Source organism: Microcoleus sp. T3_A4 (assembly GCF_036700465.1).
Classification (GTDB): Bacteria; Cyanobacteriota; Cyanobacteriia; order Cyanobacteriales; family Microcoleaceae; genus Microcoleus.
This window is the reverse complement of the sequence record NZ_JAUBOY010000003.1, coordinates 19,965-32,501: the sequence shown is the minus strand read 5'-3', so window position 1 is coordinate 32,501 and position 12,537 is coordinate 19,965. Positions and strand designations below refer to the sequence as shown.

Annotated in this window: 8 protein-coding genes; 1 reads left to right on the top strand and 7 read right to left on the bottom strand. The window is 44.3% G+C overall.

Features of this window, described 5'->3' with window-relative positions; all coding sequences use genetic code 11:
* Positions 1-130: 130 nt before the first annotated feature.
* Positions 131-1,345 carry a leucine-rich repeat domain-containing protein gene (locus QUA07_RS02400; RefSeq protein ID WP_333322306.1) on the bottom strand — a complete coding sequence of 405 codons (1,215 nt, stop codon included), beginning with the start codon at positions 1,343-1,345 and terminating at the stop codon, positions 131-133.
* A 14-nt stretch (positions 1,346-1,359) separates the two neighbouring features.
* Between QUA07_RS02400 and QUA07_RS02395 the strand changes: the two genes are divergently transcribed.
* Positions 1,360-1,632 carry a hypothetical protein gene (locus tag QUA07_RS02395; protein ID WP_333322303.1) on the top strand — a complete coding sequence of 91 codons (273 nt, stop codon included), beginning with the start codon at positions 1,360-1,362 and terminating at the stop codon, positions 1,630-1,632.
* A gap of 39 nt (positions 1,633-1,671) precedes the next feature.
* Here the strand turns inward: QUA07_RS02395 and QUA07_RS02390 are convergent, their stop codons facing one another.
* The 6 genes from QUA07_RS02390 to QUA07_RS02365 form a co-directional block, all read right to left on the bottom strand.
* A complete protein-coding gene (locus QUA07_RS02390) occupies positions 1,672-3,123 on the bottom strand; it encodes a lipase/acyltransferase domain-containing protein (protein WP_333322299.1) in 1,452 nt (483 codons plus the stop codon).
* A gap of 84 nt (positions 3,124-3,207) precedes the next feature.
* Positions 3,208-5,754: an NACHT domain-containing protein gene (locus QUA07_RS02385; protein ID WP_333322297.1), complete on the bottom strand. Its 2,547-nt coding sequence runs from the start codon at positions 5,752-5,754 to the stop codon at positions 3,208-3,210.
* 94 nt (positions 5,755-5,848) lie between these two features.
* Entirely contained in the window at positions 5,849-7,942 is a 2,094-nt protein-coding gene (locus QUA07_RS02380; RefSeq protein ID WP_333322294.1) for a caspase family protein, read from the bottom strand.
* A gap of 1,064 nt (positions 7,943-9,006) precedes the next feature.
* Complete coding sequence (locus QUA07_RS02375) at positions 9,007-9,909, bottom strand: peptidoglycan-binding protein (protein WP_333322292.1); 903 nt, start codon at positions 9,907-9,909, stop codon at positions 9,007-9,009.
* Between the two features lie 41 nt (positions 9,910-9,950).
* Positions 9,951-10,856, bottom strand: coding sequence for a glycoside hydrolase family protein (locus tag QUA07_RS02370; protein WP_333322290.1), 906 nt, complete (start codon positions 10,854-10,856; stop codon positions 9,951-9,953).
* 802 nt (positions 10,857-11,658) lie between these two features.
* The gene (locus tag QUA07_RS02365) at positions 11,659-12,441 is read right to left on the bottom strand and encodes a DUF928 domain-containing protein (RefSeq protein ID WP_333322287.1); all 783 of its coding nucleotides are present in this window, start codon (positions 12,439-12,441) and stop codon (positions 11,659-11,661) included.
* Positions 12,442-12,537: the final 96 nt, after the last annotated feature.

Here is a 12,537-nt window from a genome sequence, read left to right as displayed (position 1 = left end):
CCCCAGTACACGATCGGCATTTGGCAACCTAAAGCCAGAGCTCACCCGCAACCGGAAGCGCAGGGAGCTTGCGACCAAAGACTGTAGGTTGTCGGTGTGCAGCGACTTGTTAGCCCGTTGTTGACGGCTCTTAGCGTGATGGACAGCGGATGGAACGAGTGAAGCCGTCACGCCCATCAACCTCAATTGTATTGTTGTTAACTACACGATAACTTGGGTCGCCGACTATGGGACTATTGGACCGGTAAGTACCTGGCACAAAGCACCCACCAGGGCCACAAAACGAAATTGAGTAGAGACCTTTCCCTGCGGGAGCAATTGCTAACCCAAAGTCATCGGAGCAATCGCCATATTTCCAGAAACCAGCAAGTGGATGCGATCGCGAAGGAACAGCCAGTTTCTCCGCGATGTGATCTAGGTCATGGCGAGAAGCGAGGCGGGTTTGTGTGATAGGTGATGTCGGGGCTGGCGGTTTGATGTCGCTAATTTGATTCTTGTCGAGGTCGAGCGCAATTAGGTTAGTCAAGGATGCGAGCGGTTTGATGTCGCTAATTTGATTGTTGTAGAGGGAGAGCACAGTCAGGTTAGTCAAGGATGCGAGCGGTTTGATGTCGCTAATTTGATTGTTGTAGAGGGAGAGCAAAGCCAGGTTAGTCAAGGATGCGAGCGGTTTGATGTCGCTGATTAGATTGTTTTCGAGGTAGAGCTCGGTCAGGTTAGTCAAGGATGCTAGCGGTTTGATGTCCTTGATTTGATTGCCATCGAGGGCGAGCCGATCCAGTTTAGTTAAGGATGCTAGCGGTTTGATGTCCTTGATTGGATTTTTGTCGAGGGAGAGCGAAGCCAGTTTAGTCAAGGATACTAGCGGTTCGATGTCGCTGATTTGATTGCTGCCGAGGGAGAGGAAAGTCAGGTTAGTCAAGGATGCTAGCGGTTTGATGTCCCCGATCTGATTGCTGTCGAGGGAGAGGAAAGTCAGGTTAGTCAAGGATGCTAGTGGTTTGATGTTCCCAATCTGATTGCTGTCGAGGGAGAGCCAATCCAGGTGAGTCAAGGATGTTAGCGGTTCGATGTCCTTGATTTGATTGTTGTCGAGGGTAAGTCGCGTGAGACTCGAAAGTTGTCGATCGGCTGCCTCGCACTCAGTAGTTCCCGCTTTCTCCAACAAGACCTCAACAGTGTGTTTAGTTTCAAGACTCAAAGAAGCCTTTTCGCGACACCAATCAGCAAATGTCCGTCCATTATCGCCCCGTTGTTTCTGCACGACCCATGAGGAAGGTGCACTTCCACTATTTTGCGACTGACTCGATACCACCAACATGAAAACAAGGGTTAATGAAATCATAGGGAATAACCTCTGTGGATCTTTATATATTTCCCGACGTTGCTGATTTACAGTATGAAAAGCTAAATAGACCCGTCATAGAAACCAGTATCGACAAAGCTTGGGGATTTTCAACTTATTTTTTTCATACCCTGGTTAAGCAACGCCAAAATGAGGCGTTGCTGAATACAAGTATGAATTCAAGTTTTCGGAATGGCTATAAGTCAAGTAGAGTGAGTTTTGTAACATCAAGTGAAAAGTTTATTCATACGCCAGAATCAGCAACGCCAGAAATGTTTCGCCAATAGTATCGTATCCCGGCTTTACCCGTTTAAGGCGCGGTTAGTCTAAACTCCAGTCCGAACAACTTCAAACAAATCATGAACTGGAGTGGGAGACTGCTCGGTGGTATTCTCAGTTTGCACAGTGACTCGATAAAGTCCCGGTTGCAAGTCAGCGATCGCGAGCATCCATTCTTTTTCCTGCTCGACAAAATCAAGGGTAAGAGTAGATTGCTCGTGAGAAACTGCTTGAATATTAGCTTTTAGCTTTGTTGTTGAATCTGGTAATCCAATAAGTTTGGCACGCAAGGTAATAGCTTCATCTGCTAGATACAAATCATCCAAGCTAAGACTGATGCCTGTTTGAGGTTCACTTCCCCTGACAGCTCCCAAATTAAATTGGCTAAACCGTAGAGTATTGAGTATGTTTTCTAAGACTTGAGCCTGATTCTGCAAACCCCCATGCTGTTCGGCAATAAAGAAATTATCGAGGTTTTCCGATCGCTCAATTGGAATCGCAGAAACTTTTGGGACAGTTCCATCTCCATCACCCAAATCGGATCTATTTCTCAATACCTCTGGTAAATCCTCGCTGGCTATTAGTTTTCCATCAATTAGTGCCGCCGATTGTAAGGTTGGCTGTTGTACGCCAGAAATGGGCACTGTGACAAAGGAGTTGAGGTAACGTTCATCTTTGAGATGTTGTTCGACTGCGGCTTCAATTTCCCGATGGAACGCTAAAGCATCTTGCGCCTTCAGCTTATTAACATTGGGAAGATTATCTATTTCTGCAATGCGGTGATATTCACCATTGATGTTAATTGCTTGGTAAATCGGAAGTAGTTGGTAGATAGAGGTCAGCGATCGCATCACCTCTGTCAAGTCTAGAAACATCTGCTTGTAACCATTTGCCAGAAAGTCGATCGCTTTAAGCGAACCGCGATAGGGCGTGCCGAATGTGAACAAAGCTCGGCTATCCTGCCAACCTTCCAAAACTTCTAGATAGTAGCGAGACACTAACCCACCCATGCTGTGTGCCATTAAAATAACTTTGGCATCAGAGGCTCCGCTTTGTTCTCGCCAGCATTTGAGCCGCTTATCTATTAACTTTTTCAAGATTCGAGCATTTGCCCGGTTATCCCGCCGCCAATCGTAGGGAAACTGGTAAAAGTTTGCCGCTTTATCGTCTGGATCGTTGTATATATCGCCAGGAGTCACGTCAAAGTTGTCGGTAATCAGCCGTGCTGTTTTGGTATAGCCATCGATCTTCCAGAATCCTGGAATCAAATGGCTGTCTTGCATCAATGCTGTTGCGCGAATGCCATCTCCCAAACTTTCTGCTTCCGGATCGTCCTGACCTAATTTCAAATTCTGGAAGGTCTGTTCTGAGTTGGTGAATACCTGCCAGACTGCCTGACCTGAGACTGCCCAGAGGTCTTTGCCATCCTTCTGTAAAACGCTTCCCAGGATGCCGGGAAGAATCACAACTAGATCTTTCAGGGGCGGTTTGTTCGTCATTTCTTTTCCTCAATATTTCAAGTTCAGGCCTAGCGATCGTCCGAGAGAGAGTAATTTGTCACCTTTCTTTGTCCAATTGAAGAATCACTGTTTATTGGAAATTGACATATTTGCAAAATGCTCTTGCAACATTCGATGGATGAAGATATAGCCTCTACCTACCTGCTTCAGAAAAATGCGATCTGTCGCATAGCTGAGAAAGCGAGTGTAGTTCCAAGGACTATAACCCTTGCAATAAAGTATGAAGCGTAAGCTTAAGTGCTTTATTACAGCATCACCACCACCTGCTATGACACCAAAGAATAGGCAAAATTCTATATAATAAAGCGCAGTTTCCCTATCTAGACTATCACCGCTAAAGTGCCTATATAAAATAAACAAGATAGCGATTCCCACGAAAATTAGTCCAAAAATTCCAGCATTTAGAGCTGATTTGCGAATCCCTAAATTTGGAGTTCCTATCTTTTCTGGAATTGTTGGACCTCTAAACCCAAAAGCTATTACCATATATGGACTAAACCCCACAAAAAAGCAAAGAATGAGAGGTATAAATAATATTATATTCGGATTCATTGTTCTAAGAGTCCACCATGTGGTTTTTATTACAGAATAATAGACATTCATGGCTTCTTTCCAAGACCATTTAATAGTTTCAACTGTCTCAATGGCTCCCGGAATTTTGTTGTTTCTTTCTATTCCTGCTGTAAATATAAATCGCGAAAACCAGAAAGGAAATGCAAGGTATAAAGGCGTTCTGCTGAAAGCAGTCTCCACTCCGCTGAGCAGTAGAAAAATAAATATTAACAATGGAATGAAAAAGTTAACCTCAATCTGATAAGCTCTTTTCTCAATTGCCGTCTGCAACCAGCTAGGCTGCAATTTTTCAATCAAAAAGATTGTTTGAGAAGTTTGATTCATCCGCTGTGCTAACAAAGTCAACCATCGTTCGGTTTGCTTAGAAGAATATATCTGTGGCAGTTCTTTGCGGTCAAACATTCGTTTGATATAGGTATCAAATAAGCGTTGACGACGTTGGTCAGCAGAGCCTAATTGGTTCAATACCTCCGTTGCAGAATATCCATGATATGCCCAACTCATCACGTTTAAAATCAGAGGAGTTTGGGCAAATTCCTCCAGTTCTTTATCTTGCTTAAGTACCGTTTTTAGACCAGCAAGGGGCTTACCAACATCCTCTAAGTACCAATCAATATATTCTGGGGTAATCGGGCGAATATAAATTGCACTTCGTAACTTTAAACGCTCAGAGAGCTTTTCATAGTCTTTCAAACGGCTACACACGACCATTTCAGTGGTGCTATGGTCTTCTAGAAATTGATTCAATGCACGTACACAATCATTGCGATGCTCTGCCCGAACTTCATCTAAGCCATCAAGCAACAAGAGAAGCTCTTCTTGTTCAACCCACTTTTTACCTAAAGATTTAGAAGCACGATATTGGTCTTTGAGGTCCTCAACTAACCAGTCCGCAATGCTTTGCCGCTTCAATGTCCAAGATGATAGGTTAAACACCACTGGAATGGGACGGCTCAGATCGTTTTCTGTGCGTTCGATTAAGCGCTTTGCCAAATTTAATAGCTCGATCGTTTTGCCCGCTCCTGGCTCTCCCAAAATCAATAGCGTCCTACCCGTTCCCATCTGTTCAAAGATATCGGTTGCCCTTAGCCATTCAAGAGCTCGATCGCGGGCAATTGGCAATTCATCTGCACTATGAAAGGAACGCTGTACTGCATCAGCTCTTCTTTCCAGGTCAAGCTTTAGTAGTTTTCTATTATGGAGAGATGTCTCTAAAACACCTTCGATCCAAGAACTCTTGACGTGGCTCAGCAAGCTCTGTCGCTGACGATATTCCTGTTGAGTCAGAGATGGCCTTCTAGGGCTAGCTTGTCCCAAGTTGAAATCGTTTTGTACATCCGCTTGGTATCGCTGTTCAGCACGTTCATTTTGAGATACTGTCTGCTGCACAGGGACAGCAGTCAGGTTAGGTTTCTTCTTAAGAACTGGTTTCTGGTGTTCTTGCCAAAACACCGCTTTACTTACATCTAGGGGGATAAATTTACGCTCTGGTGTAGCAGTCTCTGAGCGAGCAGTCGATGCATTGTTATTTTGCAGTTCAATCTCATTGCAACCTAACTTATAAGACTGCTCAATAGACTCTCCGTTCCCCATCGCTTGATAAAACCCTCTGGTAAAGTCAATCGCGGCTTTATCCTGAATCGCCTGATTCATACCAATCACATAATTGATATGTTCAGTAATCGCATTTGCCTGAACTTCGCTGTAACACGCATTGAGTAAGACACACTCAATCGTGCCTGCGAAATTTTTGAATAGATTTGATAGAGCCTGAGTACTAACAACGCATGGCTCACCTACCTCATCTTCCATAACCAATCCTTTTGCACCTTCACCATGTCCACTGAAGTGGACAATCCTCGGACGATGCTCCAGAAAAAGTTGCTGCAACTGTCCTGGACGCACAGCATCTCCAATGACAACATCAAATTGAGAATCATATCTAGAACTCTCGATAATACTCCGTAAGAAATAGATTTCGCGATTAAGGTCGAGATCTTTCCTAGGATTGGAGGCTAAAATCAAAATTTTGCTCATTTTTACTACCCTCTAATTAGCTGGTCAATCTTATTAACGTGAAATTGATGAATTAAAAAATGGCAGGAGGTTTCGCACGCCATGATTTAAAGTGTTACGGTTCGACAGTAACTTGAATTTGTTTGGTTACCCATTCACCATTGGGATCGGGTTCATACACAAAAGCACGAGTTAAGGATGGTGAAACATTGGGATCTTCACCAATTGCCTCCAGTAGTTTGCCAAATGCACTCTGACTGCCACGATGCGCTTCGTGATGTACTTCGATCTCCCGATCTAAGGACGGTAGTCTTAACCAACGGAAGTCAGCAGGTCCACGAGTGGCAAATAGTTTGAGGGTTTCCTTAGCTCGCTCATACCCTTTGCTCGGAGCCCCTTGGAAGCCTAATCTAGTGTCTATTGGTTTACCAGGTTCTAATTGATATAAGGAAGCAGCGTTTCCTTGGATGGGAACTTGTGAGATTTGCCAGGTTGGTTCAAGGTCAAGCACAGCTATGTTAAGCGCTTGGGTAAAGTTATTTTTGACTCGCAGAAACACCGTCGTACCCGGCTTCAATGTAATATTGCTCTGATTAGGTAAAGGTTTTTTGTCTTGGTCTAGTAACACGAGTTCAAGATAATCGTTCAACTCAGAGCCTGGGTTGTCTAATCCTTGAACTGCCTGATACTTAGCCAAATGCACCAGCCGCTTTACAAGCTCTTTCGGTGCTTCAGAATCGCCAATCGAGAGAGCGGGATTTAAGTTTTTAATCGGCATCCCACGGCAAATTTCATATTCACCCTGCCGACCGATCGCCACCTGATAATGGGCTTCTTCCTCTCCCTGGACTTCAACCACCCAACCATTGTCTGCTAAAGCTTGCCGAATCTTATCTAGAGCATCTTTTTGTCGATCCACCAGCTCCTGAGTCGGCAACTCTTCTTCTGCATCCCCAAGTTTTTTTCGCTCGAACAGGCGAACTCGACGAACTAGATCCACTGGTGCAGATAACATAACGGCAGGCACACCTTGCTCGATCTGCCCCTTAACTCCAATACCACCATCCGCTTCCTCCAAAACCCTAGCAACCGCGCTAGATGCTTCAACCTTCGTAACCTCAACGATCGCAACTTGTTTCTGTTTATCAGTCAGCTCAGAGGATGAGGTGTTCAGTGAATAGATGGCAAATCGTGTCCCGTTGCTTAAGCCGTTTGCCAATCCTGCGTTCAGCTTCACTTGCTTTTGACTCGCATCAACCTCAATGACGACAACAGTGTATTGATTAGCAATCAGATTACTACCAAACACTGAAAGATCGCCTTCTCCCAACAACATTGGGAGCTGGTCGCGAAACTCGCTCTGAATTTTGGCACTAACGCGATCGTGCAGGGTTTTATAGGTCAGCGTGCCAGGAATGGTAGTCAAGGTGTCAATCATCCAGTAGGTTAAAGCACCATGCCGCTCTTTTCCATTCACCGCATACTCAAACGCATATTCGGTTGGACGACAAGCTGCCAGCACTACGTACTTTTCGGACTCTGGAACCAAGGTAGGGCAGTTCGATCCTTCAACTAGCGATCGCCAGTTGTCGATCAATTCTTGACGAGAAGCTACCAGACTATCTTGGGGACGAGTTGCTGTATCTTTCTCCTGCGAGCCGCGAATAGCGCAATCACCGCGAGTTGCACCACCGGAGTGGCAGCTATCCAGAACAACAGTGACACGCAATCCTTTATCCGTCATGCGTTTTAGCAATGTAGCTAGCTCGATATCCCGCAGGTATCTCCCATGTTGTTCGCCAATATCCATTGGGACAATTCCCTCGTCATGCTGTCTATCCCCCTTCACCTCTGAGTAAATGGTGGTTGCACGCCCACCATGACCGGAGTAGTGAATATAAACTATTTCTTGCGGTTGAGCTTTCTCAGTAATTTGTTTAAACGCATTGACGATGTTTTCGTAGGTTGGCAAAACATCTGGTTCGTTTCCAGCTCTAACTTCTGAAAGAGTTGAGTCTTCTCGATCTGGAGAAGTAAGCTTGCAAATTCGTTCTGCTGGAATCTGTAACGTTCGTCTGAGGTAGTCATCTACTAAGTTAATGTCACGCACGCACCCTTTAAGGTTTGGATACAAGCGGTTGGGTTTGTAGTAGTTAATCCCAATTAGGAGAGCATGAATGTTAGGTCTTTGCTTAGGTTGGTCAGCCATTTTACTTCCCTTGCTTAGTGTCTCTTTTTAAAAGTGTTGCTGCCGCAGTAGTATTCTAAAGCCACAAGTTCCAGCCTTTGAGAAAGCTCTGCCAGTTCAGTAACGCATCTTTAAATTCAAGATTTGGTTAACTAGCTTGCGCTATCTGCAATCTGCTTCAAGGTTTCAATTTGTTTTGCGCGAGCCTCCCGTTCTTTTAGTGACAATATTGTGTACAGTTGCCAAAGTAACCAGTTTGTAAGCCATTTTTGTTTTTCTCCTTGGTTTTTCTGGTGAGCGTGTGGTTGGTAGTAGTAATACGATAAATAAGTATATTGGATAAAACTAGAGTAATTTGTGCCAAGTTTAGTGCTTAAGTCTGTATTTGGTGTTGCTTTTTAATGTAGTTATCATTGCACAATTGTGCAAGGGGTAATTTGAAACTACTCTTACTCTAAGAAGTGAATTGATGTTGTGTAAACTAACAACGCTGAAATAGATTGAATCAAGCGACTATTTTGACATTAATAACCGAGCTAAGCTGGTGAATATATTTGCAAAAACGAGTACCCTTTATCCTCATCGGTAACTGGCTGTAGGGTGGGGTCAATATGGTTCGGTTAAAACCAAAAACCAAGTAATTTGTCAAGCTCAGTCAAGTCCAAAAATTATCTTCATCTGGAATACCAAAGTGAGAACGCCAATCAGTCGCTAAAAAATACCCTGACCAGGAGTTAGCAAATTGTTAGGATCGTTGTACAGTGACTTTTTATTTGACGTGGAGACATATGAGTGCCGTTAAAGATGCAAAGCTAAATCTGGCTTGCTTTTTTGGCTCAATCTAGCTTGCCAATGCTGATCGCCAAATGCTAGAACGCTGAGGAAACTTTCTCTGTAATCCTGTAAGAGGGAAGGTTTTGCTCAGCGACCCAAAATTGTCTCGATGTCATTTAATTAGGCACTGTACAAGAATATTATTGCCTAAGCAGAGTTTTGGAGCGGCTAGTTCCAACTTTTAACAAAACTCTACCCTTTCAGTGACGTATCTTTCAGTTCAAAATTCTGTTGACTATATTGCGAACACCTTAAGCCATTTGTTCACGGGTTTTGAGACCGACTATTCCATCTGGTTTCAACCCTTTTTTTTGCTGAAATTCCTTGACAGCTTTGTCTGTCCCCGGTCCAAATTCACCATCAGCTCCAACTACAATGCCAGCTTTTTTCAAACTTTCCTGGAGCAGGAGTACATCCGAGCCTTCCATTCTGGGCACGGCCAATCGCAACGTTCTGGGTTTGTCATCCCACGGTGCTTTAGAAAACCCTGGAGCAGGAGATCGATTAAGTGCATCCTCGGTTTGAGTGCCAAAGTCGCCATCTTCGCTAATCTTGGCATGAGGATTGTTTTGATTCCAAAGTTGCTGAAATGCGAGTATTGATTGACTGCGAAGATCGATCGTGCCGTCGCCTTGGTAGTCAAAGTGAGGTGGATCGCCTGGTAATGGATTCCAACCATACCGCATCAAATAAACTTCCCAGCCTGTTGCATCTTCAATGTCGATCGCTAATCCAGTTTGGTGGTTGCTGGCTCCCGGCGCAGCTACAGGATTAGAGTTGTTGAAGCGATCGTTATACAGCAGCATTTGCTGAGCAATAGTGCGGTAGGCTGAATTGACCTGCATCGTTTGACCTCGATCTTGAATCGCTTTCTGGAGTGCTTGTTTTGCTGGGCATTGTACATAGGGAAAGGCTGCATCCAGCAAGTCTACATTGAGGTCATCAAAACTGACAAAGGTATCTGGCACAATCAATTGCAGTTGAGATATCAACTGCTGGGATAAGCCATTGACCACCACAGTCGAAGACATCGGTGCATCTTTGAGCAATCCGGGGAAACTGCCTCTAACTTCCAATCGATCCCGTTGGACAAATTCTTCACAGGCTTCGACAATTACAGGTTGATCAAATAAAAGATCGCTTGAGTCTGTCATGGTTTTCTCCAATCTGTTTGAATTTGGTTACACAATGTATGTTAGAGTCCCAATTCTTTTCGAGTTTCGGCACCTACAACACCATCCGCCGCTAGCCCTTTCTGCTGCTGAAACTGCCTCACTGCCTTGTCAGTACCGTTGCCAAAGAATCCATCAGGTTCAAGATTGATTCCTGCGGCTTTCAAAGCTTTTTGTACTTGACGAACATCCTCACCTTGGAGCATGGGTTCGGTGAGTTTCAAAGTGCGAGGTGCTTCTGCGATTGTTTCCCCTGTTACTTCTTCGCCTGTTCCTTCATAGGTTAAGAATGACGGCCAGGGTTTTCCCAAAAACAGTGCTCGTTCAGCCAATCGTCGGCGTGTCAGCCCTAGCCAGGGTTGACCATTTACCTTATTCCACACAGGAAACTGATTAGCTGCTCCTTGATAATTTCCCTGGTTCAAACGATCGAGAAGAGTTGAACCTCCAAAACCGTCTGTTCCTGGGCCGACGTTGAAGCAGAAGCAAACCAGTGCAGAAAACTGATTGTCATTGAGCTGAGCTTCCACGGTGTCTTCAACAAAGGATTCAAATTTTTCTAAATCTATCTTCAGCAATTCTTCTGCCTGTGTTTGGCTAATCGTCAGTCCTTCATAAACATCCTCACCAGTGTGTCCGTAACCAATTGTCCAAACTCCACCGCCATCATCATAAGCAGTCAGCTCACATCCTTCAAACGCAGTCAGAAGCTTAAAGCCTTCTTCATTGATATGCTTTGAACCTCGGCGTTCTGTCACATCAGGCGGTTGTTCGTCTGGAGGATGAATGTTGTATGTTTTAGCCACGCTAAACTTTAAAGCATCAATTAATGCTTTTACTTGTCCATTTGTCTCCGTGACTTTAACGGCTAGGTCGTCTTTTATTTCGTAGATGCGACCATCGCTGAAAATTTCAAGTGATCTTAGCATTTTTTTCCTTTCCGGTTACACCGGAATGATGGGGAGTGGGGAGTGGGGAGCGGGGGAAGGAGGAATTATTGACCTTGACTTTATCATTCCCATCCAACCGGAAACGATATCAACTGTACAGTGACTTTTTATTTGACGTGGAGACATATGAGTGCCGTTAAAGAGGCTTTCGCTAAATCTGGCTTGCTTTTTTGGCTCAATCTAGCTTGCTAATGCTGATCGTCAAATGCTAGAACGCGCTCGCAAACTTTCTCTGTAATCCTGTAAGAGGGAAGGTTTTGCTCAGCGACACAAAGTTGTCTCGCTGTTATTTAATTAGGCACTGTACAGCCGTCTCAAAGAGCCAGGGAGAAATAGAAGAAGACATAGTAAGTTTTGGATTGGTTTATATGGCGAAAATTGGTTGATTGTCTTGGACTCCTGTCAGGAGTGGGTAGAGTCCATGATGAGTTTATTTCCTAAGGGGCGAGCATTTTATCAGAGGGAATTAAGAGCTATAAAGTTGATGGAGCAACCTCTTTAGACTCGTTGTCGCCCCCTGAAGTAAAGAACTCCAGAAAGAGGTGGCAAAGTTTCAAACAAAGATATGGCACTGGCAGATGTCACCCAAGAACGATTGGCTAGATCAAACCCGATAACAATTGCACTAAGCTGTTCATCATTTAAATTTTCGAGGCTATCTAAGCCAATAAAGGGTTTCAACCTCTGAAACACGCATTTTAAATGCACAACAGCTTAGCCATCAAACCTTGTAAAACTGCACGACGTGAAGTGTTGTTTTTCATTACTGCTTAGAGGTTAGTTAGCGCGCGCTATCTGCAATCTGCTTCAAGGTTTCAATTTGTTTCGCGCGAGCGGAGTGTTCTTTTGGCGACAATTCTGAAGTGGTTTTTGGTGCTTCCGACACAGCCAAATCTTTTAACAAAGTTGAACCTATTTCTCCCAGTTTCGACTCTTGGGCGAGTTTGAGCGCTTCATCTAGCGCGTTGTACCATAAACCTGCCTCAGCATAGATATTAGCTTTCTCAACGCTATTTACTGCTTTGTTGAGTTTACTTTGCACGGCAGCAGGCATTGCTACAACCTCAATAGTTGCCTCGCTTACTAGATCGCCTGATGGGTTATCTGGGTCGCAATTGATAACAACTTGCCAAAGATATTGTTTCTCCTGTTGCAGTCCTTGTTCGTTATTCGAGAACGGAGATAATTTCATAATTCCCGGTGAACTCTGCAAGGATATCTCGCGAAGTTGTTGGGGTTTAGCACCTGGAACCCACTCGTAAATCGTGAGTTTTATTGGCTTGGAGGCAGAATCATTAGGCACAAACCAAGCGAACGTAGGGTATCGAGAAATCGTTCGTCCTATGTAGTTCACAGGGGCGAGAACGGTTAGTGGCATATCTCCTCCAGAACACCCTCTAGTCGTTCCTCCATCCGAGCTTCTTTCTGAAGGGGGAGGCTTTTGATTGCCAGGTGCATAACCAGCCAGAACTGCCGGAGTTACAATCAGCGTTAAACTCAAGGCACAACTGGTGAGTATTTTGATGTTGAGGCGTTTGTTAAAGAACCATTGAATTGACATCATAACTTAGCCCTTTTTCCTTTTTTAATTATTTAATAGCTAATTTAGTTTTTTGTCCTAACTGATTGTTAACTATGGTAACATCAAATTGCCGATGCC

Bases quoted from the DNA above. Each gene is read 5' to 3' on its own strand.
- QUA07_RS02390 (WP_333322299.1), bottom strand. From the start codon at position 3,123: ATGACGAACAAACCGCCCCTGAAAGATCTAGTTGTGATTCTTCCCGGC.
- QUA07_RS02385 (WP_333322297.1), bottom strand. From the start codon at position 5,754: ATGAGCAAAATTTTGATTTTAGCCTCCAATCCTAGGAAAGATCTCGAC.
- QUA07_RS02400 (WP_333322306.1), bottom strand. From the start codon at position 1,345: ATGATTTCATTAACCCTTGTTTTCATGTTGGTGGTATCGAGTCAGTCG.
- QUA07_RS02375 (WP_333322292.1), bottom strand. From the start codon at position 9,909: ATGACAGACTCAAGCGATCTTTTATTTGATCAACCTGTAATTGTCGAA.
- QUA07_RS02365 (WP_333322287.1), bottom strand. From the start codon at position 12,441: ATGATGTCAATTCAATGGTTCTTTAACAAACGCCTCAACATCAAAATA.
- QUA07_RS02370 (WP_333322290.1), bottom strand. From the start codon at position 10,856: ATGCTAAGATCACTTGAAATTTTCAGCGATGGTCGCATCTACGAAATA.
- QUA07_RS02380 (WP_333322294.1), bottom strand. From the start codon at position 7,942: ATGGCTGACCAACCTAAGCAAAGACCTAACATTCATGCTCTCCTAATT.